The sequence below is a fragment of the Pseudomonas sp. GW821-FHT09C08 genome, from assembly GCF_059418125.1.
Window position 1 is genome coordinate 1 of sequence record NZ_JBWKPG010000017.1, and the last position, 24,799, is coordinate 24,799.

Consider the following 24,799-nt stretch of genomic DNA (forward strand, 5'->3'; position numbering starts at 1 on the left):
TTCAGTCCAACCGCAAATCAGTGTGGGAGCTGGCTTGCCTGCGAAGGCGGTGGATCAGCTGCATCATGGTTGACTGACACTGCGCCTTCGCGAGCAAGCCCGCTCCCACATTTTTGAACGCGTCAGCCAAGCACGTCAGCGGTAGACGAGCCCGCCGTCGATCAACGGGGCTTGGCCGGTCATGTAGTCCGAATCCGGCCCGGCCAGGAAGGCCACCAGCCCGGCAACGTCTTCCGGCGTTTCCGCGCGGCCCAGGGCAATGCCCTCCACGTACTTCTTGTACGTCGCGCCGACGTCAGCGCCGGTAATCTCGGCCATGCGCTTGTCGATCTCGACCCACATATCGGTGCCCACCACGCCCGGGCAGTACGCATTGACCGTGATCCCGGCGCTGGCCAATTCCTTGGCCGCCGCCTGGGTCAAGGCGCGCACGGCAAACTTGGTCGCCGAGTACACCCCGAGCAGCGCGAAGCCTTCATGGCCGGCGATGGAGCACGCGTTGATGATCTTGCCCTTCTGCTTGAGCGCCTTGAATTTCTTGCCGGCGGTCTGGATTCCCCACAACACACCCTGCACGTTGATGCCCAGCGTGCGTTCGACCTGTTCCGGGCTGACGTCCAGCAGCGAATCGATCTGCGCCACCCCGGCGTTGTTGACGATGATGTCGAAGCCACCCAGGGTCTGGTGCGCATGTTCGACGGCGGCCACCACCTGTTCGCGCTTGGACACGTCGGCGACAAACACCGAGGCCTTGCGTCCCAGGGCGACCACTTCAGCAGCTACGGCTTCGAGCTTGGCGCCATTGATGTCCACCAGGGCGATGTCGGCACCGTCCTGTGCCAGGCGCAGGGCGATGGCCCGGCCAATGCCCTGCCCGGCGCCGGTGACCAGCGCGATTTTTCCAGCAATCCCCATGACGATCTCCTGCAATGATGAGAGAAGCCTTGTCTATCGCAGGTCGCCGGGGCGGCTGTCGAGGCGCGCGGCGATTGGCGTGGGGGCTGAGACGGGATGTCTCAGCGTGCGAATCATTCTCGAAAACTTGTAAAAGCACGCACTTATGCCTAGCTTATGCGCCCCCCGCCCTGCGCTTTAAGGCCTTGCCCCCATGGTTTTGCGTTTTCGTCCCGTCGTCACTTCACGTTTTGCCCTCGGCCTGCTGCTCAGTGGCGGCATCGGTCACAGTCTGGCGGCGGAGCTGGAGCTGCCAGCGGTGCAGGTCCAGGGCCAGGATGAGTCCGGCTATCGCGCTGAAACCGCCTCGGTCGGGGGCTTCGACGAGGGGCCGCTGCTGGACACGCCGGCCTCGATCACGGTGATCAACGCCGCGATGATCAAGGACCAGCAGGCGCGCCTGCTCAGTGAAGTGCTGCGCAACGATGCCTCGGTGGGCGACAGCTATGCGCCCATCGGCTACTACGAAAACTTTGTGGTGCGCGGCTTCTCGCTGAATGCCGCCAGCAGCTACAAAATCAACGGGCGCACCATCACCGGCGAGCAGAACGTCGCCCTGGAAAACAAGCAGCAGGTGGAAGTGCTCAAGGGCCTGGCGGGCCTGCAAAGCGGCATCTCCGAGCCCAGCGGCGTGATCAACTACGTGACCAAGCGCCCGGAGGACGTGCGCCAGGTGACGGTGTCCACCGATGATCGCGGCAGCGGTTATATCGCTACCGATGTCGGCGGCTGGTTCGGCAGCGAGCAGCAATTCGGCCTGCGTGCCAACGTCGCCCATGAAGACCTCAATTCCTACGTGGAACACGCCAATGGCCAGCGCGATTTCGTGTCCCTGGCCTTTGACTGGAACATCAGCCCCGACGCCGTGCTGCAGCTGGATGCGGAATACCAGGATAAGCAGCAACGCTCGGTGCCCGGCTACCAGTTGCTGGGCGGCACTGAAGTGCCACACGGCGCGTCGCCGAAAAAGTTGCTCGGGCACCAGAGCGGTTCCAAGCAGGTGGGCATCGACTCACTGAACCTCAACGGCAAGTTCGAATACCGCTTCAGCGACCAGTGGAAAGGCAACCTCAGCGCGGCGCGCAGCAAAGTGGTGATCGATGACTACAGTTCGTTTGCCTATGGCTGCTTCTACGTGACCGATTGCGGCACCGCCTTCTTCAGCCCCACTGGCGACTACGACGTCTACGACTACCGCAGCCCCGACGACACCCGCCGCGACGACGAAGTGCAGGCGGCCATGACCGGGCTGTTCGACACGGGCAGCCTGGGCCATGAACTGACCTTCGGCACCAGCGCCTTTCGCCGGGTGGTCGACAAACGCAAGTCGGTCAACGAATACATCGGCAGCACCAATATCAACGTCGATGCTCCGACGTTCACCCCCACCGACAAGCCGCTCAACGACAGCCATCGCAACCTCGACAGCCGCCAGTACGGCCTGTTCGTCACCGACCGCATCCGCTTCAACGAGCAATGGCAAACCATCCTCGGCGGCCGTGAAGTGCGCCTGGACGAAAAAGCCTTCGACGGGACCACTGGCAATCAGGTTCGCCACACCCAGCAATACGTGTTCCTGCCGCAGGCTTCGTTGATCTACAAGCCAGTCGAAAACATCTCGCTCTACACCAGTTACAGCAAAGGCCTGTCCCTGGGCGGCCAGGCGCCGTGGACAACCACCAACGACGGTGAAACCCTCGCGCCGACCGTTTCGCGCCAGATCGAAGCCGGGGTGAAATACGACTGGCGCCGCATCAGCTTCGCTGCTGCCGTATTCCAGACGCGCCAGGCCTACCAGTACGCCAAGCCGGAAGGCGCCGATCAGTTCATCTATGTGCAACAGGGCGAGCAGAAGAACACCGGGCTGGAGTTGTCGGCCAACGGCTGGGCCACCGACCGTTTGCAGATCGCGACCAGTGTGGCGGCGATTCGCGCGCGGGTGACCGGCAGCGGTACGCCGGAATACGAAGACCACCAGGCGATCAACGTACCCAAGCTGCGCGCCAGTGTGTACGCCGACTATGCGTTGCCGTGGGTGAATGGATTGGCCGTGCTCGGCGGCGTGCAGTACAGCGCCAAGAAGTACGCGAACCGTACCGGGAATGTGGAGGTCGGGGATTATGCGGTGGTCAATGTCGGCAGCCGCTACACCACCAAGGTCGACGGCTACGAGACGGTGTTTCGCCTGAGCGTCGACAACCTGTTCGACAAGCGCTACTGGCGCGACGCGGGCGAGTACATGGGCGATGACTATCTGTTCCAGGGCGCGCCACTGACGGCGCGCCTGAGTGCTTCGGTGAATTTCTAAGGCTTACTTGGGCATCTTGCGAAAACCCACCGCGAGGCGGTTCCAGCTGTTGATGGTGGCGATGGCCACGCTCAGGTCGACCTGCTCCTGGGCGCTGAACTCGGCGGCGAGTGTATTGAAGTCCTCATCCGGCGCGTGGGTCTGGCTGAGCAGGGTCAGGCTTTCGGCCCAGGCCAGCGCGGCGCGCTCACGCGGGGTGAAGAACGGCGTTTCACGCCAGGCCGACACGGTGTACAGGCGACGCTCGGTCTCACCGCCCTTGCGGGCATCGGCGGTGTGCATGTCGAGGCAGAAGGCACAGCCATTGATCTGCGAAACGCGCAGGCGGATCAGTTCCAGCAGGGGCAACTCAATGGACAGTTTGCCGACAGCGGCTTCCAGGGCGAGCATGGCTTTCATGGCGTCTGGGGAGGCGGTGTAGAAATCGGTACGCGCTTGCATGGTGGTTCTCCGGAACGGTGGGGGTTGATCGCTAGGTTAGTGACCGGAGGTGGTGGGAGGAATATCCAATTCCGGGGAAGAATGGGTGACCAATTCCTGGTGGGCTGGGCCCACCTCCTCAATCAAGCCCCCGCCATGTGCTCCGAAATCCTCGCCCGCAACCACCGCTCCGCCGGGTCATTGTCATGCACCCCGCTCCACACCATCGACAGCTCCGCTGCCTCTATCGCAAACGGCGGGTCCTCGGCCCGCAGCGACGTGCCCTCGGTCAACGCGCAGGCCGCGTAATCCGGCACTGTGGCGATGATCTGCGTGCCCGCCAACAGCGCGCGCAACCCACTGAACTGCGGCACCGCCAGCACCACCCGGCGGGCCCGGCCGATACGCGCCAGGTCCAGGTCAATGTTGCCGCTCAAATCCCCCGAGAACGACACCATTGCGTGGGGCCGCTCGCAGTAGTCGTCGAGGGTCAGCGGTGCCACGCCGGCGTCGCCGCGCAGCACCTTGCAGGGAATATCGCGCAGCTTCTTGCGCTTGGCATTCGCCGGCAATTCAGTGGTGTAGCTCACCCCCACCGTGATCTCGCCACTGGCCAGCAGCGACGACATCAACAGGTAGTTGGCGCGACGCACCACCACGATGATGCCCGGCGCCTCTTCGCGCAGTTGGCTGAGCAACGGCGGGAACAGGCCGAACTCGGCGTCGTCGGAGAGGCCGATGCGAAACACCGCGCAACTGGTGGAAGGGTCGAAATCCTTGGCGCGGCTGACCGCGCCGGAAATAGTGTCCATGGCCGGTTGCAGCTCCTTGAGTATCGCCAGCGCCCGTGGCGTAGGTTCCATGCCCCGGCCGTTGCGCAGCAGCAACGGGTCGTCGAACAGGTCGCGCAGGCGCCCGAGTGCCGCACTGACCGCCGGTTGGCCCATGAAGAGCTTTTCGGCGACGCGGGTCAGGTTCTTCTCGAACATCAGTGCTTCGAAAATCACCAAGAGGTTCATGTCGACGCGGCGCAGGTCGTTGCGGTTCATGGGGCAATCCAAACGGCTGAAAAGCCCACAGATAAGCACGCAAGCCACCCGTGGTATTGCATGGCTGTGCTGTCTTTTCCGCCGGTTTTTTCCGCCTGAGCTGGCAAAATTAACAACGATTAACTCGTCAGCCAGACGGTCCGGCGCCAAGAATGCAGCGGTCTACACTGCATCCATTCACCGGGAACGCTCCCATCGACTGCGGATATCTGTCATGGCCCGACTTGAGTACTGTGCTCCCCGCTTGCCCGCGACCGGCGGCCTCTGCCCCCGGCGCGAGCGCATTGCCAAGCAATTGATCCTCGCCAACCTCGGCGAAAGCCTGGCGATTGCCGACCTGGCCCAGGCCTGCGCGCTGTCACGCAGCCATTTCTCCCGCGCGTTCAAGTGCACCACCGGGCTGTCGCCGCAGGAATGGATTCGCCAGCAGCGCATCCAGCGGGCCAAGGAACTGATCACCGGTTCCGCCCTGAGCCTGACGCAGATCAGCCTCGAATGCGGCTTCTGCGACCAGGCGCATTTCTGCCATATGTTCACCCGCAGCGAAGGCGTCAACCCGATGACCTGGCGAAATCACCAATTGCGTCACAAGCCCGACGTGATCGCGGCCTAGTGGTGGCGGCGCACCTGGCCTATGCTGGCCGCACTCCTTTTTCCGAGCATGGCGCGCCATGAGCGACCTCAGCGACCTCAGCGACCTCAGCGACCAGGCCGTACATTTCGGCCCCTACCGCGTCCATCCGCGCCAACGCCTGGTGCTGGAGGCCGGCCAGCCATTGCGCCTGGGCCGGCGCGCGCTGGATATCCTGCTGATCCTGCTGGAGCAGGCCGGCAACGTAGTGAGCAAGCAGGCCTTGATCGCCCGGGTCTGGCCGCACAGCGTGGTGGAAGACGGCAACCTGCGGGTGCACATGGCCGCGTTGCGCAAGGCATTGGGCGACGGCCAGGCCGGGCAGCGCTATATCGTCACGGTGGCCCAGCGTGGCTACAGTTTTGTTGCGCCACTGAGCATCGAACCGATGACCTTTCCGGCTGATGGCACCCCGCAAGCCCAGGGCCATAACCTGCCACTGCGGCGCACCCGCGTGATCGGCCGCCAGGCCTTGATCGACCGCCTGGTGCAACAGCTGCCGCAACAGCGCTTTATCACCCTGACCGGCGCCGGCGGCATCGGCAAGACCACCGTCGCGTTGCGCGTGGCCGAACTGCTGATCGGACATTACCGCGACGGCATCCACCTGCTGGACCTGGCGCCCCTCAGCGCACCGGCACTGATCCTGCCCAACCTCGCCGCCCTGCTCGGCCTCACACACGTCGAGCATGAACCCCTGGACACCTTCGCGCGCCGCCTGCAGGAACGCCAGTGGCTGCTGGTGATCGACAATTGCGAGCACCTGCTGGACGACATCGCGCTGATCAGCGAAAGCCTGCTGCGCCATGCGCCCCGGCTGCATATCCTGGCCACCAGCCGCGAGGCCCTGCGCGCCGAGGGCGAGTCGGTGCAACGCCTCGACCCCCTGGCCTGCCCGCCTGCCACCGGCAATCGCGCCCAGGCCATGGGCTACCCGGCCCTGCAATTGCTGATCGAGCGAGCCATGTCGCACCAGGACCGCTTTGAGCTGAGCGAAGCCGAACTGCCGTTGGCGATTGATATTTGCCAGCGCCTCGACGGCATCCCGCTGGCAATCGAGTTGGTGGCGGCGCAGATCGAACGCTTCGGCCTGCCGCGCCTGCTGGTGCAGATGGAAGACAACTTCCGCCTGCTGACCCGTGGCCGGCGCAGCGCCCTGCCCCGTCATCAGACCTTGCGCGCCACGCTGGATTGGAGCTTCGACCTGCTGACCGCGTGCGAGCAGGTGTGCCTGCGTCGCCTCGCGGTGTTCCGTGGCGGTTTCAGCCTGGCCAGCGCGGCGGCGGTGATTGCCGGCGAGCAGATTGCACCGGCCGAGGTACTGGGCTCGATTACCCAGTTGGTGGCCAAATCCTTGCTCAATGTGGAGCCGGGCGATGACGAGATGGTCTATCGCCTGCTGGACATCACCCGTACCTACGCCCTGGAAAAGCTCAGCCTCGCCAACGAGCTGCACGCCACGCGCGAGCGCCATGCGGTGCGCTGCCTGACGCTGATGGAGCAGGCGCAGGACGACTGGGAGTTGATCGCGACCCAACCGTGGCTCGACCGCTACGCGCCACTGCGCGAGGACGTGCGTGCCGCGCTCGACTGGGGCCTTGCCGAGGGCGGCGAACACCTGCTGGCGATCCGCTTGACGGTCAGCGCCATGCCGCTCTGGCAAGAGTTGTCGCTGGTCAGGGAACATGCGATGTATGTCGACAAGGCGCTGGCGCTGATGGCCGAGGCCAGTGCGCCCTGCACGCAATTGACGATGCAGCTGCAATTGGCCCTGGGCAGCCTGTCCTATCACGCGTTGGGCGGCGCACCGCGGACCATCGCCGCGTTTGCCAGCGCCAGGCGCCTGGCCGAGGAACGCCAGGACCTCGCCGGCCAATTGCGTGCGGTCTCCGGCTACATGGCGGTCAACCTGTGCGCAGGCCATTATCGCCAGGCACAGGCGCTGAGCGTGCAATTCGACCACCTCGACCCGCGCACCGAGCCGCTGCTGGAGCTGAGTACCCAGCGCCTGCACGTGCTGGCGCAGCATTACACCGGCAACCAGGCACTCGCCCGGCACACGGCCGAACAGGTCATCCAGCGCATGGCGCACAGCGGCTCGCTGAATCGCTTTGCCTATCGCTTGGGCGTGCAATATGACCAGAGCGTCGCCTCACTGACGGTATTGGCGCGCATCCTGTGGTTGCAGGGTTTTCCCGAGCGCGCCTGGGCCGTGGCCAGCCAGGCGCTGGAGTTGGCGCTGCAGATCAATCACGGCACGTCGATCTGCTACACCCTGGCCCTGGCCGGCGTGGTCATCGCCCGCTACAACGGCGATGACGAGGCGGCGCAGCGCCTGCAGACGCTGCTGCTGGAGCAGTCCCACAAGCATTCGGTGCAACTGTTCCAGACCTGGGCGGGGCACTACGCCGGGATTCCCGGCCACCAGGACCTGCAGGGCCTGGGGCTGATAGACGACATCCTGATCACGTTCGGCGCGCGTGTCGTCGATGAGCAAGCCTTCGAGCGCGCCCGCACGGGGGCAGCCGGCTGGTGCGCCGCCGAAGTGATCCGCGTGCACGCCGAGGGCATGGCCGACACCGGCACCGCCGAAGCGCTGCTGCTCGAAGCCCTCGGCCTGGCTAACCAGCAAGGCGCGCTGGCCTGGGAACTGCGTTGCGCGACCTCATTGGCGCAGCGCTGGCAGCAGCAAGGTCGCCTGCAGCCTGCGCGCGATCTGCTCGGTTCAGTCTACGGGCGCTTTACCGAAGGCTTTGCCACCCGCGACCTACTGCGCGTACGCCGCCTGCTCGACGAGTTGCAGGACAAACGTCCGGCCTGAAAACGCCCCCAGATAATGCCCATACCCCTGCTGCAACCGTGCCACCTGCGCCGGGTCGCGCAACTGCGCGAGGGCGTAGCTGCGGGTGCTGTTGAGCAAACGATAACGCGCGGGCCCCGGGCCCGGCTCGACGTTCAGCAATGAGGTACTCACCAGTCGCGCCAGCAGGTAGGCAAGGTCGGCGTGTTCCAGCTCGGTGCCGGCGACCAGCACGCTCAAGGACGGCAAGGTCACGGCCATTTTGAACAAGCCCAATTGCAGGAACAGCCAGCGCTCCGGCAGGCTCAGGCGTTCGTAGCTCCAGTCCAGGGCAGCGGCAAGCGATTGGTGGCGCTCCACGGCCGTGCGTCGACCGCGGCTCAGCGTCTGTATGCCGCTGCGCAGCTGCGCCTGTAAACCGCGCACGCCCAGGGCGTCGACCTGGGCGGCCGCCAGTTCCAGGGCCAGGGGAAGGCCGTCGAGGCGTCTGCAGATATCGCGCAGGGGTGCCAGGTCCTGGGGGCGCAAATCATAGTCCTGCTGACTGGCACGTACGCGGGCGACGAACAGTTGCACCGCCGGGCAAGCCATCGCGTGGTCGACGCTGCCCAATACCGCCGGTGCAGGCACCGCCAGCGGCGGCACGCGCAGCACCCATTCGCCCGGCACGTGCAAGGCTTCGCGACTGCTGATCAGCACGCTGACCTGCGGCGCCTGCTCGTGCAGCGCGCGCACCAGATGCCGGCAGGCACCCAGCAGCGGGTCAACGCCGTCGAGCACCAGCAATAACTGCCGGCCGGCCAGTTGGCGGCATAGTTCGACGGGGCTCCGGGTGGGTACCAGGTGCAGCACTGTGGCCAGGTGCTGTAGCAGCATTGTCGGCGCCTGCACGGTGGCGAGGTCCACCCACCACACGCCGGCGCGATAGCGTGGCAATACGCGCTCGGCCAGCGCCAGGGCCAGGGTGCTCTTGCCGACGCCGGCACAGCCGGTGAGGGTCATCAGACGCTGCCCGGACAGGCGCCGCACCAGCACGCCAAGCAATTCATCGCGCCCCATCACCGGGCTGAGCCGCGTCGCCAGATTGTGCCGGGGCAACTGCGACGACAGCTCGCCGTGGACCGGCGCAATGAAACAGTAGCCGCGCTGGGGATCGTTGAGGATGCAGCGTTGCCCGTCGAGGGCACGGCGCAAGGCGGCGATGTGCACGCGCAGGTTGCTTTCCTCGACCACGCTGCACGGCCAGACGCGCTCGATCAGCGTGGCTTTGCTGATGAACTGCCCGGGCGCCTCGAGCAGCACCGCGAGGATATCCAGCGCGCGGCCGCCCAAGGGCACCGGCCACCCAGCCTTGCTGAGCAGCCGCTGTTGCCGGTGAAAGGCATAGGCACCGAAACGCACCGTGCCGCTCGCATCCATCGCCTGAAGGTTGTTCATCGCTGTCATCGCGCTGGAACACCCGGCCTTGGGCGTTTGCGCGTCCTGTTCCATGGGCCTGTGGCTATCTTGCCACTTGGCAATGACAGGACAATGCTGGCACGGGGAGCGACACGGACATTCGAGTGCGCGAGACGGACATCCTGGCGCTAACTGAACTGCTGCCGGTATTGGGTCGGGTTGAGACCGAGCTTTTCACTGAACAGAAAACGCATATGCCGCACGCTGCCAAAACCTGCGTGGAAGGCCACGGTCTTCAGCGGCAGGTCGGTGGCTTCCAGCAGCTGGCGCGCGCGGTCGATACGCGCGCCCTGCAGGAAGGCCATGGGCGTCATCTGCACCTCCTTGGCAAACAGCCGCGCGAAGTGGCGCGCACTCATGCCTGCCAGCGTGGCCATCGACTCGATGCTGAAGGGCTGGTCCAGGTGGTCGAGTACGTGCTGCTGCACGCGGGTGATCGCGGTTTCCTGGGGCGCGACGGCGGCTGTCATCGGGCTGAACTGGGCCTGGCCGCCCTGGCGCTTCATTACCACCAGCAGCACCTTGGCCACGTCCACCGCGACCTGCTTGCCGTGGTCCTGGGCGACAATCGACAGCGCCAGGTCGATACCGGCCGTGACGCCGCCAGAGGTAATCAATCGCCCGTCCTGCAGGTAGATGCGGTCCGTCTCGACGATGGCCTTGGGGAAGGCCTTGATCAGGCGCTCGGTGTAGTGCCAATGGGTGGTCACGCGGTGATGATCGAGCAGGCCGGCATGCCCCAGCACAAACGCTCCGGTGCAGATCGACCCAAAGCGCCGGGCACGCGGCGCGGCCTCTTGCAGCCAGGGCAACAGCGCGGGATGGCATTCGTTATAGGCACCGGGCCCGCCGGGCACCAGCAGCAGGTCGTAGGCCGCGTGCGCCTGGCCCAGCGCCAGGTCGGCCTGCACCACCACCCCATTGGAGGCGCGCAACGGGCCAGGCTCGGTGCCGATGGTGAGTATCTGGTAGTGGTCGGCCGCAGGCAGGTAGCGGTTGGCGATGGAAAACACCTCGAGCGGCCCCGCCATGTCGAGCAGGAGGAAGTCCGGAAACAGCGCCATGGCCACGGTTTTCATCAAGCGGGAGACCTATAAGGAAGGGAAAGCGTCAGCCATTATGGCACGTCGATTACTGTCAACTTCAAGGAGACAGTTATTCAGATTTCACCTCCTTAATGAATCAAACAGTAACCAGTAACCTTCTTCTCAACGCCAGCGCCCTGCATCTCGCAGCCCGCGCTCACTTGAGGACACCACCATGCTGACCCTTCGCAAAGCTTCGGAACGCGGCGCCGCCAATCACGGTTGGTTGAAGTCGTTCCACACCTTTTCGTTCGCCAACTACTGGAACCCCGCCGAGCAAGGTTTTTCCGACCTGCTGGTGATCAACGATGACCGTGTCGCCGCCGGCAAGGGCTTCGGCCAGCACCCGCACCGCGACATGGAGATTTTCTCCTACGTGCTCGAAGGCGCCCTGGAACACAAGGACACCTTGGGCACCGGTTCGGTGATCCGCCCCGGCGACGTGCAACTGATGAGCGCCGGCAGCGGTGTGGCCCACAGCGAGTTCAACCACAGCCAGAGCCGTGGCGTGCACTTCCTGCAGATCTGGATCGTGCCCGCCGTGGCCGGTGCCGAGCCGCGCTATCAACAAGAGCATTTCAGCGCAGCGCAGAAACGCGGACGCCTGCAGTTGATCATTTCGCCGGACGGTGCAGACGGTTCCCTCAGCGTGCGCCAGGACGCACGGGTGTATGCCGGGCTGTTCAATGCTGACGAAAGCGCCACCCTGGACTTGCCGCCAGATCGCCATGTGTACGTGCATGTGGCCCGAGGCAGCGTTGAGGTCAACGGCCAGCGCTTGCAGGAAGGCGACGGCGCCCGCGTGCGGGATGAGCGGCAGATCCGCCTGGGTCACGGCGAGGATGCCGAGGTGCTGGTGTTCGACCTGCGCCCCAATGAGCTGCCGCAGATGCCATGACCGGCTCGGCGAAGGTCCGCGCAAGCGGGCCATCGCTGGCGTCGATAGTCACCATCAGCCCAATGAAGTTCTCTTAAAAAATCCAACGCGTAACATCAAACCCATACCGGCAACAACCCAACTAAAACACTCGGAGCACACTCACATGAAACGCCAAATCTTGCTTAGCCTCGCTTTCTCGGTACTCGCTGCAAACGCATTTGCCCACCCTGTCGTCGCTGAAGGCGGTGCGGATCGCCTGATCGAAAGCCGTGTTGCAGAGGGTGGCTCGGACCGCCTGCAAGGCAACCGTTTCGCTGAAGGTGGCGCTGATCGCCTGCAGGAACGCGGCCTGGCTGAAGGCGGTGCGGATCGCCTGCAGGAACGCGGCCTGGCTGAAGGCGGCGCGGATCGCTTGCAGGAACGTGGCCTGGCTGAAGGCGGTGCGGATCGCCTGCAGGAACGCGGCCTGGCGGAAGGCGGTGCGGATCGCTTGCAAGAACGTGGCTTGGCTGAAGGCGGTGCGGATCGTCTGCAAGGCAACAACGCATAATCCCGCGCTGTTGGCGGGAACCCCAAACCGGCCTGATCAGCCGGTTTTTTTTCGCCTGTCATTAATCCAAGTCGCGGTCCACCCACAGCACCGCCTTGCCGATCTGTTGCCGAGCCTCGATACGCGCATGCACCTGCTGCACGGTTTCCAGGCGGTAGTGGCCTTCGATCTCCACGCTCAACGCCCCTTCGAGCATTGCCGCGAACACCGCATTGGCGCGGCGCTGCACCGTCGCACCGTCGGCCATATGGTCGGCCAGCCGTGGACGGGTCAGGAACAGCGAACCGGCCTCGCCCAGCTCAATCGGATCGAGGTCGGTCAGCGAGCCCGAGACATTGCCGTAATTGACGATCAGTCCACGTGTGCGGCAGGCGCGGAAGCTGTCACGCAGGGTACTTTTGCCCAGGGAATCGAACACCACGTCCACGCCCTGCCCGTCGGTGGCTGCCAGGACACGCTCGACAAAGCCGCCGTCATCATAGGTCCAGGCCTGGTGCGCGCCGCGCTGCAGGGCAATCGCGCACTTTTGTGCGGTGCTGCCCGTGGTGAACACGGTCGCCCCCACGTGCCGGGCCATCTGCACCAGCAACTGGCCGATGCTGCCCGAAGCGGCGTGTACCAGGCAGGTGTCGCCCGCCTGCAAACGGGCCACATCCTCAATCAAGTAGTGGGCCGTGCACCCCTGGAACATCGCCGCCGCAGCCTGATCGAAGGTGATCGCGCTGGGTATCTGCGCAACCTTGTCGACCGGCACCAGCGCGTATTCGGCATACGCGCCCCAGGCGATGCACCAGGCCACGCGGTCGCCCACGGCCAAGTGATGCACGTCCGCGCCGACCTCCACCACGACACCCGCGCCTTCCATGCCCAACGTACAGGGCAGGCGCACCGGGTACGTGACTGATTGGGCGTACTTGCCCTGGCGCGTGTGAATGTCCATGAAATTGATCCCGGCGCAGGCCACCTTGATCAACACGTGGCCCGCGCGTATCAGCGGCTTGGCCACATCCAGCTGCAGTTGCGCGACATCCGGGCCGCCGTAGGTTTGCAAAGTGATGGCTTTCATCCAGGAACAACTCCATGTGCACGGGGAAGCGGCCATGGTAAAAGGACGCAATCCGTTGGAATATTCCCCAAACCGTCCCAGCCTCTGTGCGGAAATTACCCGATGTTCGATTGGCAGGATCTGTATTACTTCACCGTATTGGCCCGCAGCCCGTCGCTGTCGGCCGCTGCCCGCGAGTTGCAGGTGGAGCACGCCACAGTGGGCCGCCGGGTCGACGCCCTGGAAAAAGCCCTGGGCGTGAAACTGGTCGACCGCTTGCCGCGCAGCCGCCCTCTCACCGCCCAGGGCCTGGCGCTGGCCGAACTGGCCGCCGGCATGGACGAGATGGCGACCCAGGTGCTGCGCCTGTCGCGGGTGGCGTCCATCGAAATGGCTGGCACGGTGCGGGTCAGTTGCCCGCCGTCCATTGCCAATTACTGCATCGCTCCGCATGTGGCGCGCTTGCGTGCCGAGTATCCGCAACTGAACCTGGTGCTGATGCCCTCCACCCACTTGGCCGCGCTGGACAAAGGTGAAGCAGATATCGCCCTGCGCACGCTGCGTCCCGATGAAGACGCGCTGGTGCGCAGGAAGGTCGGCGTGGTGCGCTTCGGGCTGTACGGCCCGCCGGCCTTACAGCAACTGCCCACCGAACAATGGACCTTCATCGCCTACGACAGCAGCCGCGACCACCTGCCCCAACAGGCATGGATGCACCAACTGCGCGGCCCGCGCGAGATTGCCTTTGCCGCCAGCGAGCTGATCACCCAGCAAATGGCGGCCAGGGCCGCAGTGGGGGTGGTGGTGCTGCCGACGCTGGTGGGCGATCACGACCCGCAATTGGTCAAGCTGCCGACGGCGACCGAGGGTCCGCAGCGCGATATCTGGCTGACGGTGTACCCCGATATGCGCCGCTCGCCGCTGGTGAAGGTGGTGATGGAGTTTCTGGTGGGGTGCATCGAGGGCGAAATACAGCTAAGACGGTGAGGCACCGACGGTACTGTCGGCGGTCAAACACAAGGGCGCGATGGGAACCCTTCTCACCCCTGGTGCTCGCCTGGCCTGGTGGCGTCGGCGCCTGGGAAAGGCAATGGCCAACCTCGCGTGCAATCAAAAAAATCGTTTGGGCTAAAATACTTATAGGCGATTAAAAATTTGCACTAGCATATGTGTAAGTCCGCACAACCCCTTCACAAACTGTGCCTATTAGCCCTCCTCGCTCGTAAAAACAAAGTGGCGAATGTTAAAATTTGTCACGTTTTAGCGTATTCAATTCGATTAGTATCTAAACGCTAGCAGCGATTGAACTGACGGCCTGCATGCCGGAAAAGGGAGTAGGGTAATGCATTTTTCCAACGTCCTCGCTATTGCCCGGACTCAATCGAAATCGGAGGACTTTCGGGCGCTTTTAGTTCGCACTGTAGCGAATAATTTAAAAGTCGATACACGTTGCTACGGACAACTAATTGACCCTCAGCAACACCACGGACATTACCGTGCCATCATTATAGAAATCGATACACCCTCCGCCAGCCAGCAAACCCTGGACATAATAAGAAAAACCCGCGAAGAGCACCCGGGCTCGACCATATTTGTGGTCGTTACGTTTGCCTCGACCTTGAGCAAAACAAAATATTATCTGGCCGGTGCGGATTACTGCGTCAAGGCCGTGGAAACTTCTGCGGAAAAAAAGATAAGCCTGTTTGATACCTTTCTCAACGAGAGCGAGCGACTTCATCGTGGACTGGTATTGGACCAGGACCGCATGTGCATCTACGGCGATGGCAAGAAGCTGGAAATATCCTTCGTCGAAATGAAAGTACTCGAAGCGCTCATTCATAACCGACTGCTCAGTCATAATGAGATCGCCGCCGTCATGGGCCTTAATACCAAGTACTACGACTCCCGCGCACTGGAAAAATCCATCAGTCGCCTGCGCAGTAAAATCAAGGCGCACTACGGTGAAAACATTATCCAGAATATTCGCGGTTACGGTTACAAACTAAGCCGGGGTCTAATTTGCGTCAGCGACTTCCCGCCCGCCAAGGGGAGTTCGCACGGTGAATAACGAACACCAACCCTGTGCCACTACCACGGGCTACACGCTCATCCGGCAAGCCATCGTCGACCGTCGTCATGCCTTATGGGGCAGTGAAATCAGGGCGGAACATCACGGTGAGGACGCGCTGCCGGAAAGTGCCTGGCGCGAGGCAATGCTGCGCATCAACCCGCGACGCAAGACACTCCAGGTCACAGGCCAAGGGGTTCGTCATGCGTTCCTGCGTATCGGGCAAGCGGCCTTGATGAACGAAGACACGTTCAAGGCAATTATCCAGACCGCGCAGTCATTGGAAAAACATCGCCAGCCCCTCACTCTCACGCTCGACAACCGTCTGGATGCCCTGCCCGGCCCGGTCGAACGCCGGGCCATGGTGCGCCAGTTATATAAGTTGAAAGATCACAGTGGTATTACGTTGGCCTATAACAACTACAGACTCGACACAAAGCCAGGGGACCTGCTGATCGACCTCAAGTTGTACGACTATATAAAAATGCCTTTTCCGGATTCCGCTCTCAGGCTCAGTCTGAATACGCGCTCGGACCTGTTCGACAGGCTCTACGACCGCATGCTGGCGCTGATCAGTGCCAGCGGGGTGCGCTTCATCGCCGACACGGTCGAGTTTGCCGACAGTGCGATGCTGGCTAAAAACCTGCCGTTCGAATACTTTCAGGGCGGTTATTACTCCCCTGCTGACTGCCTGTAAAACTGCCCCTTCCTGATATCGGTGGACACTATGAGCTCCCTCAAGAAACATGCCTTCACTGCGACACTTCCTGCGATAGCGCTGCAGGACTTCACGCCCAATGCAGAGTTATTCCATTACGAACTCACTGCGCCTAAAACGTCATCTTTCCTCGACCCACAACCGACGCGCGCACGGTTCAACACTTATGTGATTACTCACTCCCTCGGTTTGCACGCACAGCCGGTTAACGCTGCGCGGCAGGCTTCAAGAATGCCAGCGCCCGAGGCGCCGGACAGTCCGCCAACGCCCCACACTCGAACGACGGAGATCAATAGCGAAAGACCCCAACTGCACCCGCAGGATTTCTGGCTGCTGACCCAACACGACCGCACCCTGGTCAAAGGTGGTCTGCGGATTTCATTGACCACCATTGAGTCGGCTTTAATTAAGAAGATGCTGCACCATGAAGAACGCGTGGTCAGCAAAGAAGAGTTGATCCGTAATATAGGGCGTGAACCCGAGTTATACCGGGGACTCGAAATGTGCTTGAGCCGACTGCAGGAAAAGTTCAAACGGGTCAACGATGGCGAGCGCCTGTTTCGCGCCGTCAGGAACCGTGGTTATTGCCTCACGCAAAAAATCAAGAAGCCGTTAGAGCTGACTCCCGCGCGTCGCTAAAATAAAAAAAACACCCGGACTCTATTAAAAACCCTGCCATTTACTGCCTCTCTCAGCTGCCCTTTTATAACACCCACCTCTAATAAATACGCACCTGACCTTGTTATAAGTCGTCAGCCATTGCCCCCGGCCGTTCATTACCATTCATGGGTACGCGCTTGCGCGTGCCTGTTGTTTTTTCATTAAACCCTGCCACCACGTGCGTGGTCACCACCGGGAGCAGAAGTATGCTGAATAACACTAGAATGCATCGCAACCTGACCCCCAAGGGTTTAACCTTCTGGGGCCAGTGGATGCTTGCATCCAGCCTGGTCGTTGCGCTGTTGTTTATGCTGGTTTTCCTCAAGACGGGACAACTTGAATATAACTACCGCGTGCTCGCCGCCTTCACCATTCTGGCCTCGCTCCCGGCGTACAGTGTGTGTGATGTCTACAGTAAAAAAGATGATTACGGCGTAGGCCTGGGACGACTGTTCATGGGGTGGCTGTTGACCGTGGGCATCGTGTTTATTGTCGGCATTATTTGCAATGCCAGCGAACTGTTTCCGCTGGAAACGTTATTACTGTGGGCGGCGGTCAGTTACCCGTTACTTGCCCTGTGTTATATCCCGCTGCACAGTGCCTCCCGGTATTACCACCGCCAACTTCATGAACGGCACAAGTCACTGATTGTCGGCACCGGCAAGCTCGCCGTGGACCTGGCCAAGACCCTCTCGCGGCAGAAACGCTCGCCGCTGGTGGGCCTCGTTGGCAGCCACAGCGAGATCGCCGCTGACGCCCCCGCGCAGATCCTCGGCGACCTGCCGCAATTGCCCCTGCTGATCCGACAGCACGGTATCCGCCGGCTCTATATCACCCACTCACTGCAGGACGCCACGCACATCGAGGCGCTGTACCTCAACCTGCTGGACATCAGCGTGGACGTGATCTGGGTGCCCGACCTGAACAACATGCTGCTGCTCAATCACTGCGTGGCCGAAGTGGACGGGCTGCCGGCGATTTTCCTCAATGAAAGCCCGCTGACCAGCCGCCCCACCGCCGCCTTGAGCAAGTCATTGCTGGACAAGAGCATCGCCCTGCTGGCGATCCTGCTGCTCAGCCCGGTGTTGTTGGTGTTCGCCCTGTTGATCAAGCTCACATCCCCGGGCCCGGTGATTTTCAAACAGGACCGCCACGGCTGGAATGGCGAAGTGATCAAGGTGTGGAAATTCCGCTCGATGCGTGTGCATGACGACCATGAGGTACGCCAGGCCAGCCGCAACGACTCGCGCATTACCCCGGTGGGCCGGTTTATCCGCCGAACCTCAATCGATGAATTGCCGCAGTTGTTCAACGTGCTGCAAGGCAACATGGCCCTGGTCGGGCCGCGCCCTCACGCGATTGCGCACAACGACTACTACTCGGGGAAGATCCACGCCTACATGGCCCGCCATCGCATCAAGCCCGGCATCACCGGCCTGGCCCAGGTCAGCGGTTGCCGGGGCGAGACCGAGACCTTGGAAAAGATGCAACGGCGCGTGGACATCGACCTGCGCTATATCAATACCTGGTCACTGTGGCTGGACATCAAGATCCTGATTAAGACGCCGTTCACGCTGCTGTCCAAGGACATCTACTGACGCAAAAAAAGGGGGGCATCCTGCCCCCCTTCCCGTCTCACTCAGTGATCTTGTCGATGTTCTTGTAGAACAGGTCACTGTCGCGTCCATCAGTCATCGAATGCAGTGAATACGCGCGGTTCAACCTGGCCCCGCCATCACGGGTCAGCGGCGCCCACACCAGGTTGGCGCGGCGCATCGTCGACAGGCTCATCAACTCGTCAAAGGGAACGGACAGGTAGAGGCCCTTATCGAAGCTGCCTTCGCCAAAGTCTTCCTTGGACACGTTGGTGCGCGTGACCCAGGCCCCAATCCGCACGCCATTGTTGAATTCGCGCGACAGGTCCAGGGTGGCGCCCCAGTCCCTGGCCAGGTAGCGGCCGACACTCAATGCGCCCTGCAGGTTGAACGGCAACTCGCTGTAGCCAGTGATATGGCCGGTCACGGTGCGGTAGTCACGCAGGCTGAAATCCTGCTCGAAACCGCGCTGGCGCACGTAGTTGAGGTCCGCTCCCAATGCCCAGCGCTGGCCCATCGGGCGGTACAGCACTTCACTGCCGACCCCGGCATACATCGACTCCAGCAGGCCGCCGTAGACCATGCCGTACAGGTCCTGGTCGAGTCGCTGCGCATGGTTGAGCTGGAAGGTCGGCAGGGTCACATCGGAGCTGGTCATGTAGCGGCGCAGGTCGGTGCGCACCCTGGGCAGGCCAGTGGGGGCGTCGTAGGTGAAACCGTCGTAGTTGTTCAGCAGGTTGACACTGAGCAGGCCACTCCACCACGTATTGCGGGTGAAGCGGTACTCGGCGTCGAGGTCGGCGGAGACCTGATAGAGCAAGCCATCCGGCCCGCCGACATTCTGCTTGTAGCCCAGGCCCAAGCCATAGCTAAAGGGCTTGGGTGGCTGGGTATAGAGTACGGTCGGTGGAGTGGCGCTGGGCCGATTGACTTCGGCCTGGCGGTGCAGGTTCTCCAGGGGCTCGCGGTTGTCGACCACCTCGCGGAACGTCTTGCGCGGCACACTGGTTTCCTCGATCGGCATGGCGTAGCGCTCGCTGACCAGGGTGAACCAATCGATCTGGTCATTGACGCTGTTGTCGAGGATCCGACTGGCGCGACCCACGGCCTTGGCACTGTAGAAGTAGCGCTGCTGCTCGCCATACACCAGTAACTCCGGCCCGCGCTGGGCGATACGTTGCACGTTGTAGCCGGCGTTGTCGTGCAGGCGCTGGGACACCGCGGCCCAATCGACCTGGTCCAGCGGCGTGGTGGGCGGCGTCGGCGGCAGCTTGGGCGGCGGTGGATCGTAGGTCTTGACCGGCGCTTTGCGGCTGACGAAATTGGTGTGCAAGGTGATGCCGAACATGGCGGTGTTGCCACGCTCCCAGGCGGCGCTCACATCGATGGAGTCAGCGAGCTTGTAGACCATGCCCAGGTTTATCGGCGAGTCCTGGCGAAAGTGGTTGTCGCGGGGCTCGTGCTTGTAGTCGTTGCCCTCCACTTCGAGCTTGAGGCTCAGCGGCGCCCAGGGTGTCTGGTAGGCGACACCGCCAAACACTGCGGGGCGGCCGCGAAAGTAGCCGTTGGAAAAACTGCCGGAGCCTTCGGCGGTGGGCCGCGTGTTGAAACTGTCGTCCACCGCGCCCAGCGGGTTGCCGAAATCGCCGCGACTGCCCAGGTAGCCCCAGGCGATGCCGGCGCTGAAATCCAGGTCGCCGTAGCGCTTGTTGGCCACCAGGTATTCGCTGGAGAACAGGCCGGTGCCGCCCAGGTCCATCAGCCCCAGCGCCACCTCGGGCAACCAGTGGCTTTCCTGATAGAGGCGCACCTTGGCATCGACCGCCTTGTCCTTGTAACTCTGGCCACCACTGAACGACTCGGCGCCATACGGGCGGTTGGTAATCGCGGTGTAGCGAAAGGTGCCTTCCAGCCAGTCCAGCGGCTGCGCGGAAAAACTGTAGCGGCTGTAGGGCTCGGTCCGGTTGGCGTTCACGCTGAGTTCGCCGGCGGGCGCCATGCGGGCGGTGGGCGTTTGCAGCAGCCCGACGCCGCCGAAATCGCTTTGGGTATAACGGGGATCGCCATGCACGACGCCACACGGCACCAGCAGCACGGCTGCAATACATAATTTCAAGGCGAGACCTCGGCCAGGGGTTGGGTGCCAATAAACTCGGCCAGTTGCGGGTTCAGCTCGGGCGTGGGCGGATCCAGGTCATCGCTGCGGATCGGCACCAGCAGCGTGCTGCCGGGCGCGAGCGGCAGGCCGTCTGCGCGATTCCAGGGGGCAACGCCCAGGCGCGTGACATTACCGTCGGGCTGGATCAGCCACACCTGGTCGGCATCCGCCTCTGCCAGGGCCGGACAGGCGCGCAGGTAAGCGCGCGCCAGTTGCATCGGCTGGAATGCCAAGGTGCAGGTGGCGACGACGGCGCCGAACACGCGCACGGTGTCGGGTCGTGACGGGTAGATCAGCCGATCACCCTCACTGACCGGCAGGTTGGGCGCAAAGCCGACCTCCACCGCCACCGGGTCGAGCTTGGCGATCTGGCGACCGGTGACCGGCAGCGCCAGTACCTGTCGATACAGCTGCGCCGCTGCCCGCGCCCGGCTCTCACGCCCGGCCGCCAACGCGGCACGGCGCAGGGTGTCCAGGTCAAACAGCACGCCGGCCTTGAGCCGTGCCTGGCGCTCCAGCAAGGGTTGGTGCAGCCACGCCGCCGCCAGCCAATAGCCCTGGGCATCCGGTTGCGCGGCGGTCATGACGTCGAGCAGGCGCATACCCGGTCGCCAGCTGATGGGCTGCGTGTCACGCACCTCGCCGCTGACGGTAACCGCTGCCTGGCAAGCCGTGGCACAACTCCACAGCACCGCCAGGGCCCATCTTCTGCGCAGCGTCATGGCGCCTCCTTGCGGGCGGGTTTGAGTTGGGTGATGGTCAGGCTTAAACGCGGGGTGAGGTGCTGCTCGCTCTGCACGATCGTGCCGTCAACCGGGTCGACCCAATAACGGTTGCGCGCATGAAAACCCAGGGCCTGGGCCTCGATGTCCTCATCGATGCGCAGCAAGGCGTAGGGTTTGTCGAGGATCTCCAGGGTCTCGATGCCTCGGCGTTGGAAGCGGCTGGTGACCGTGATCCCCAACTGATAGCCCTCGACCACATCAATCTGGCGTGTGCTGCGATAGCCGTCGGGCACGCGGTGCAAGCCCTGCTGGAACGGCGACCGGCCTTGCCAGCGCGTGCCATCCAGATCGGCACCCAGGCCGACCGTACGCACCACCAGGCCATCGCGTATCAGCAGCACCTGCTTGCCGGAAGCAACCCAGAACTGCAGGTCGCCGCGCTGGCGAATCAGCGCCATCACGCCTTCGCTGGACACCGTGGTGACCTTGATCTGGGGAAAGGGCACGGCGTCCACCTGGGCCTGGCTCACCACCAGCGGCGAAGGCCCGCCAGCCGCCGCCTTGAAGGTATCGAGCGAGGCCTGCATCAGTGGATTGCAGGCACACAGTAACCACGCCGTAGACGCGTAAATCGTACGCTTCAGACTGTTCACGCAAGGTCCACCTTATCGGCTGCTGGCTTCGCTCAGGTTGTTTTGAGTGGAAGCGCCGATGCCAATGATCGAAGCGGACGGCAGCAACTGGCTGATAAAACGGTTCCAGCGCGTGATATTGGCGGGGCCGACAAACACCACGTCCTGGGGCTGCACATCAAAGCGCGTGGCCAGGGCCATGGCGGAGGGCGACGCGGCTTCCAGCTGGAACACCTTGGCCGGCTCCACCTCGATGTTCTGTGCGCCACGGATCACGTAGATGGCGTCGGCATTCGAGGTGTTCTGGTTGACCCCGCCTGCCGAGCCCAGCACATCGGAGAGGTTCATGCTGCGGGTCTTGAAGCTCAGGGCGCGGGGCTGCATGACCTCGCCCATCACATAGATACGCTTGCGGTCGTTGTAGGGCAGGTACAGCTGGTCGCCGTCCTTGACGTAGATATCGTTGAGGCGCGACAGGTCCTTGTTCAACGTGTCCAGGTCGAGGGTGTAGCGCTTGCCGCCACGGGTCAGGGTCAGGTTGGAGAGGTCGGCATTCTGCGGGTCGATACCCGAGGTGGCCACCGCCTCCATCACGCTCATCGGGATCGTGGTGATCGGCACCGGCCCGGCCTTGGCGACCGCGCCGGTCACGACCACGCGCTGGCTGGCAAAGCGCAGGACGCTGACATCCACTTGCGGGCTGTCGATGTATTGGCGCAGCTTCTCGGTGATCTCACTGCGCAGCGCGGCCAGGGTCCGGCCCTTGGCAACCACTTCACCGACATACGGGTAGAACAGGTTGCCATCCGGATTGACCAGCCGGCCGTTGGCATCGATCTGCTGTTGCGGGCCGGACGGCGCGGTCAGTTCGGGGTGGTCCCAGACCGTGATATACAACGCGTCATTGGGACCGATCAAATAAGGCGCCGGTTTATAATCCAGTAGTTCTTTGGGTAATGAATAAGGCTCGCGCGTGGCGGCGTCCATGGCCAATAACTTTGGGGTGATCGGAATTAACTCCACGCGGCTACTTTCAGCGCTACCCTCCTGGGTCATTGCCGCGGTATCCATATATTGACCCGGGGCAAACATGCAACCTTGCAACAATGCAGCGGCCACGGCCGCAACAGGAAAAAGACGCCTCATAGTGCTTGGACACTCGCGATATTCGACAAGAAAAAAAGACCACTTGGAGGGGATTCCAAGCGGCCTGTAAAAGGAAGGTCTACAACTTAGTTGCCGGTGCCCGTGGTACCGGTCGTGCCGGTTGTGCCCGTGGTCGTGCCACCGTTGGAACTGCCGCCGCTGTTGGACGCAGCCGCCACGCCGGCGACAATCGCGCTGCCGATCAGCAGGGTTTCGCCGACCGTCACCGAACCCACCACGGTCGTGTCGAGGCCCAACGGCAACTCGGCAGCCAGCGCCGACGTACTCAAGAGACTGAGCAACATAATAGCCAGTGGTTTTCTCATAACAGACTCCTTATCGTCAGTGAGTAGTCCGGCCGATAGTGCCATTCAACTAAACCGCACACCAGACGGATAAAAACGTGCTCACTCAGTTGAAAATAACGTTTTAGCGATGAAGCGCCCGGCAGTGTGTGCATTGGTAGCAATGGGCGTCAGGGCGAATGTTATTAATTGTCGAAAACTTCAGGCCCTGCCGTACTTGTCTTCAAAGCGCACAATATCGTCTTCGCCCAAATAAGCGCCCGACTGCACTTCAATTAACTCAAGTGGAATCACCCCGGGATTTTCCAGTGCATGCACCTGGCCGATGGGGATATACGTCGACTGGTTTTCCGAGACCAGGTAGGTCTGCTCGCCATTGGTCACCCGTGCCGTACCGCTGACCACGATCCAATGCTCGGCGCGGTGGTGGTGCATTTGCACCGACAACTTTGCCCCGGGCTTCACGGTGATGCGCTTGACCTGATAGCGCGGGCCGGCGTCGACCGAGTCGTACATGCCCCAGGGCCGGTACACCTCGCGGTGGTTGAGGTGCTCATGGCGACCGGCCTGCTTGAGCTGGTCGACGATAGCCTTGACCTGCTGCACCTGGTCCTTGTGGGCCACCAGCACCGCGTCCTTGGTCTCGATAATAATCAGGTCCTGCACGCCCACCGTGGCCACCAGACGACTGTCGGCGTGCACGTAGCTGTCGCGCGTATCCAGGGTCAACCCGTCGCCGCGTATGACGTTGCCACTGGCATCTTTTTCACTGGCCTCCCACAACGCCGACCAGGAGCCGATATCACTCCAGCCCGCCTGCAGCGGCACCATCACCGCGTCGGTGGTTTTCTCCATCACGGCGTAGTCGATGGAGTCATCCGGGCAGGCCGCGAAGGTGGCCGCGTGAACCCGGGTAAACGGCTGGTCCTGGCTGCCGCCCTCGAGTGCCACGCGGCAGGCTTCGAGGATCGCCGGTTGAAAGCGCTCCAGCTCCTGCAGGTAACGGCTGGCGCGGAACATGAACATGCCGCTGTTCCAGAAATACCCGCCACTGGCCACATACGTTGCCGCCGTGGCCGCGTCCGGTTTCTCGACAAAGCGCCGGACCTGGTAACCGCCCTCGCCTACCTCGTCCCCCCGCTCGATATAGCCATAGCCGGTGTGCGCACGGGTGGGTGTGATGCCGAACGTCACCAGCTTGCCAGCGCGGGCCAGCGGCAGCGCCACCTCGAGGCTGGCATGGAACGCCGGGATATCCTCGATCAAGTGGTCAGCGGCCAGCACCAGCAGGATCGGGTCATCGGCCTCGGCCAGCGCCTTGCACGCCGCCAGCGCAATGGCCGGCGCGGTGTTGCGCCCCACCGGTTCAAGCAGGATGCTCGCGTGCTCCAGGCCCAGCTGACGCAATTGCTCGGCCACCAGGAAACGGTGCTGCTCGTTGCAGATCAACTGCGGCACGGCGACATTGGCGCCTTCCAGCCGGGCAATGGTCTGCTGCAGCATCGACAGGTGTGCGTCGGTCAGGCGCAGGAACTGTTTGGGGTTCAATTGCCGCGAGAGCGGCCACAGGCGCGACCCCGACCCTCCCGCCATGATCACCGGTAATAACATC

22 protein-coding genes are annotated in these 24,799 nt (G+C 62.8%); 10 read left to right on the forward strand and 12 right to left on the reverse strand.

The features are described from left to right. Positions 1-135 precede the first annotated feature (135 nt). Positions 136-915, reverse strand: a complete 780-nt coding sequence (locus tag AC07OJ_RS29835; protein ID WP_495095729.1) for an acetoin reductase — start codon at positions 913-915, stop codon at positions 136-138. A gap of 193 nt (positions 916-1,108) precedes the next feature. Here AC07OJ_RS29835 and AC07OJ_RS29840 point away from each other — a divergent pair, with 193 nt between their 5' ends. Next, on the forward strand, positions 1,109-3,262 hold the full coding sequence (locus tag AC07OJ_RS29840; protein WP_495095730.1) for a TonB-dependent siderophore receptor: 2,154 nt from the start codon (positions 1,109-1,111) through the stop codon (positions 3,260-3,262). A 3-nt stretch (positions 3,263-3,265) separates the two neighbouring features. Here AC07OJ_RS29840 and AC07OJ_RS29845 read toward each other — a convergent pair whose 3' ends face one another. Next, entirely contained in the window at positions 3,266-3,703 is a 438-nt protein-coding gene (locus AC07OJ_RS29845) for a carboxymuconolactone decarboxylase family protein (protein ID WP_495095731.1), read from the reverse strand. A 122-nt stretch (positions 3,704-3,825) separates the two neighbouring features. After that, entirely contained in the window at positions 3,826-4,731 is a 906-nt protein-coding gene (locus AC07OJ_RS29850; RefSeq protein WP_106804244.1) for a LysR family transcriptional regulator, read from the reverse strand. A 214-nt stretch (positions 4,732-4,945) separates the two neighbouring features. On the opposite strand from AC07OJ_RS29850, the gene AC07OJ_RS29855 reads away from it, so the two are divergent. After that, a complete protein-coding gene (locus tag AC07OJ_RS29855; protein WP_065906233.1) occupies positions 4,946-5,344 on the forward strand; it encodes a helix-turn-helix domain-containing protein in 399 nt (132 codons plus the stop codon). Positions 5,345-5,402: 58 nt separating this feature from the next. After that, on the forward strand, positions 5,403-8,183 hold the full coding sequence (locus AC07OJ_RS29860) for an ATP-binding protein (protein WP_495095732.1): 2,781 nt from the start codon (positions 5,403-5,405) through the stop codon (positions 8,181-8,183). Here AC07OJ_RS29860 and AC07OJ_RS29865 read toward each other — a convergent pair. Together AC07OJ_RS29865 and AC07OJ_RS29870 are read right to left on the reverse strand one after the other, a co-directional pair. Further along, complete coding sequence (locus AC07OJ_RS29865; protein WP_495095733.1) at positions 8,130-9,653, reverse strand: ATP-binding protein; 1,524 nt, start codon at positions 9,651-9,653, stop codon at positions 8,130-8,132. The two genes, AC07OJ_RS29860 and AC07OJ_RS29865, sit on opposite strands and share 54 nt — an antisense overlap. Before the next feature lie 95 nt (positions 9,654-9,748). Continuing rightward, positions 9,749-10,699: a GlxA family transcriptional regulator gene (locus tag AC07OJ_RS29870; protein ID WP_120448306.1), complete on the reverse strand. Its 951-nt coding sequence runs from the start codon at positions 10,697-10,699 to the stop codon at positions 9,749-9,751. Positions 10,700-10,880: 181 nt separating this feature from the next. Here AC07OJ_RS29870 and AC07OJ_RS29875 point away from each other — a divergent pair, with 181 nt between their 5' ends. Further along, positions 10,881-11,603 carry a pirin family protein gene (locus tag AC07OJ_RS29875; RefSeq protein ID WP_065906226.1) on the forward strand — a complete coding sequence of 241 codons (723 nt, stop codon included), beginning with the start codon at positions 10,881-10,883 and terminating at the stop codon, positions 11,601-11,603. A gap of 145 nt (positions 11,604-11,748) precedes the next feature. Continuing rightward, complete coding sequence (locus AC07OJ_RS29880) at positions 11,749-12,135, forward strand: hypothetical protein (protein WP_065906224.1); 387 nt, start codon at positions 11,749-11,751, stop codon at positions 12,133-12,135. A 61-nt stretch (positions 12,136-12,196) separates the two neighbouring features. On the opposite strand, the gene AC07OJ_RS29885 is transcribed toward AC07OJ_RS29880, so the two are convergent. Then, positions 12,197-13,201, reverse strand: a complete 1,005-nt coding sequence (locus tag AC07OJ_RS29885) for a quinone oxidoreductase family protein (protein WP_495095734.1) — start codon at positions 13,199-13,201, stop codon at positions 12,197-12,199. 102 nt (positions 13,202-13,303) lie between these two features. Between AC07OJ_RS29885 and AC07OJ_RS29890 the strand changes: the two genes are divergently transcribed. The 5 genes from AC07OJ_RS29890 to AC07OJ_RS29910 all read left to right on the forward strand — a co-directional run bounded on the left by AC07OJ_RS29890 (position 13,304) and on the right by AC07OJ_RS29910 (position 18,224). Then, the gene (locus AC07OJ_RS29890) at positions 13,304-14,167 is read left to right on the forward strand and encodes a LysR family transcriptional regulator (protein WP_495095735.1); all 864 of its coding nucleotides are present in this window, start codon (positions 13,304-13,306) and stop codon (positions 14,165-14,167) included. Positions 14,168-14,522: 355 nt separating this feature from the next. Beyond that, entirely contained in the window at positions 14,523-15,248 is a 726-nt protein-coding gene (locus AC07OJ_RS29895) for a winged helix-turn-helix domain-containing protein (RefSeq protein ID WP_120448302.1), read from the forward strand. Beyond that, positions 15,241-15,945 carry a YuxH family protein gene (locus AC07OJ_RS29900; RefSeq protein ID WP_065906214.1) on the forward strand — a complete coding sequence of 235 codons (705 nt, stop codon included), beginning with the start codon at positions 15,241-15,243 and terminating at the stop codon, positions 15,943-15,945. Before AC07OJ_RS29895 ends, AC07OJ_RS29900 begins: the two co-directional genes overlap by 8 nt. 30 nt (positions 15,946-15,975) lie before the next feature. Then, positions 15,976-16,605: a winged helix-turn-helix domain-containing protein gene (locus tag AC07OJ_RS29905; RefSeq protein ID WP_065906212.1), complete on the forward strand. Its 630-nt coding sequence runs from the start codon at positions 15,976-15,978 to the stop codon at positions 16,603-16,605. Between the two features lie 227 nt (positions 16,606-16,832). Next, positions 16,833-18,224: an undecaprenyl-phosphate glucose phosphotransferase gene (locus AC07OJ_RS29910; protein ID WP_495095736.1), complete on the forward strand. Its 1,392-nt coding sequence runs from the start codon at positions 16,833-16,835 to the stop codon at positions 18,222-18,224. Between the two features lie 37 nt (positions 18,225-18,261). Here AC07OJ_RS29910 and AC07OJ_RS29915 read toward each other — a convergent pair whose 3' ends face one another. From AC07OJ_RS29915 to AC07OJ_RS29940, 6 genes are all read right to left on the reverse strand, one after another. After that, positions 18,262-20,337 (reverse strand): YjbH domain-containing protein, encoded by a 2,076-nt coding sequence (locus AC07OJ_RS29915; protein WP_495095737.1) that lies wholly within the window; start codon positions 20,335-20,337, stop codon positions 18,262-18,264. Next, positions 20,334-21,101, reverse strand: coding sequence for a capsule biosynthesis GfcC D2 domain-containing protein (locus tag AC07OJ_RS29920; protein ID WP_495095738.1), 768 nt, complete (start codon positions 21,099-21,101; stop codon positions 20,334-20,336). The genes AC07OJ_RS29915 and AC07OJ_RS29920 overlap by 4 nt, the downstream gene beginning before the upstream one ends. Further along, complete coding sequence (locus AC07OJ_RS29925) at positions 21,098-21,757, reverse strand: YjbF family lipoprotein (protein ID WP_495095739.1); 660 nt, start codon at positions 21,755-21,757, stop codon at positions 21,098-21,100. The genes AC07OJ_RS29920 and AC07OJ_RS29925 overlap by 4 nt, the downstream gene beginning before the upstream one ends. A 12-nt stretch (positions 21,758-21,769) precedes the next feature. After that, positions 21,770-22,882: a polysaccharide biosynthesis/export family protein gene (locus AC07OJ_RS29930; RefSeq protein WP_495095740.1), complete on the reverse strand. Its 1,113-nt coding sequence runs from the start codon at positions 22,880-22,882 to the stop codon at positions 21,770-21,772. A gap of 86 nt (positions 22,883-22,968) precedes the next feature. Beyond that, a complete protein-coding gene (locus AC07OJ_RS29935) occupies positions 22,969-23,208 on the reverse strand; it encodes a hypothetical protein (protein WP_065906202.1) in 240 nt (79 codons plus the stop codon). Between the two features lie 180 nt (positions 23,209-23,388). Then, complete coding sequence (locus AC07OJ_RS29940) at positions 23,389-24,798, reverse strand: mannose-1-phosphate guanylyltransferase/mannose-6-phosphate isomerase (protein WP_495095741.1); 1,410 nt, start codon at positions 24,796-24,798, stop codon at positions 23,389-23,391. Position 24,799: the final 1 nt, after the last annotated feature.

Coding starts and splice junctions, on each gene's coding strand:
- AC07OJ_RS29835 (WP_495095729.1), bottom strand. CDS start 915: ATGGGGATTGCTGGAAAAATCGCGCTGGTCACCGGCGCCGGGCAGGGC.
- AC07OJ_RS29840 (WP_495095730.1), top strand. CDS start 1,109: ATGGTTTTGCGTTTTCGTCCCGTCGTCACTTCACGTTTTGCCCTCGGC.
- AC07OJ_RS29845 (WP_495095731.1), bottom strand. CDS start 3,703: ATGCAAGCGCGTACCGATTTCTACACCGCCTCCCCAGACGCCATGAAA.
- AC07OJ_RS29850 (WP_106804244.1), bottom strand. CDS start 4,731: ATGAACCGCAACGACCTGCGCCGCGTCGACATGAACCTCTTGGTGATT.
- AC07OJ_RS29855 (WP_065906233.1), top strand. CDS start 4,946: ATGGCCCGACTTGAGTACTGTGCTCCCCGCTTGCCCGCGACCGGCGGC.
- AC07OJ_RS29860 (WP_495095732.1), top strand. CDS start 5,403: ATGAGCGACCTCAGCGACCTCAGCGACCTCAGCGACCAGGCCGTACAT.
- AC07OJ_RS29865 (WP_495095733.1), bottom strand. CDS start 9,653: ATGGAACAGGACGCGCAAACGCCCAAGGCCGGGTGTTCCAGCGCGATG.
- AC07OJ_RS29870 (WP_120448306.1), bottom strand. CDS start 10,699: ATGAAAACCGTGGCCATGGCGCTGTTTCCGGACTTCCTCCTGCTCGAC.
- AC07OJ_RS29875 (WP_065906226.1), top strand. CDS start 10,881: ATGCTGACCCTTCGCAAAGCTTCGGAACGCGGCGCCGCCAATCACGGT.
- AC07OJ_RS29880 (WP_065906224.1), top strand. CDS start 11,749: ATGAAACGCCAAATCTTGCTTAGCCTCGCTTTCTCGGTACTCGCTGCA.
- AC07OJ_RS29885 (WP_495095734.1), bottom strand. CDS start 13,201: ATGAAAGCCATCACTTTGCAAACCTACGGCGGCCCGGATGTCGCGCAA.
- AC07OJ_RS29890 (WP_495095735.1), top strand. CDS start 13,304: ATGTTCGATTGGCAGGATCTGTATTACTTCACCGTATTGGCCCGCAGC.
- AC07OJ_RS29895 (WP_120448302.1), top strand. CDS start 14,523: ATGCATTTTTCCAACGTCCTCGCTATTGCCCGGACTCAATCGAAATCG.
- AC07OJ_RS29905 (WP_065906212.1), top strand. CDS start 15,976: ATGAGCTCCCTCAAGAAACATGCCTTCACTGCGACACTTCCTGCGATA.
- AC07OJ_RS29910 (WP_495095736.1), top strand. CDS start 16,833: ATGCTGAATAACACTAGAATGCATCGCAACCTGACCCCCAAGGGTTTA.
- AC07OJ_RS29920 (WP_495095738.1), bottom strand. CDS start 21,101: ATGACGCTGCGCAGAAGATGGGCCCTGGCGGTGCTGTGGAGTTGTGCC.
- AC07OJ_RS29930 (WP_495095740.1), bottom strand. CDS start 22,882: ATGAGGCGTCTTTTTCCTGTTGCGGCCGTGGCCGCTGCATTGTTGCAA.
- AC07OJ_RS29935 (WP_065906202.1), bottom strand. CDS start 23,208: ATGAGAAAACCACTGGCTATTATGTTGCTCAGTCTCTTGAGTACGTCG.
- AC07OJ_RS29940 (WP_495095741.1), bottom strand. CDS start 24,798: ATGTTATTACCGGTGATCATGGCGGGAGGGTCGGGGTCGCGCCTGTGG.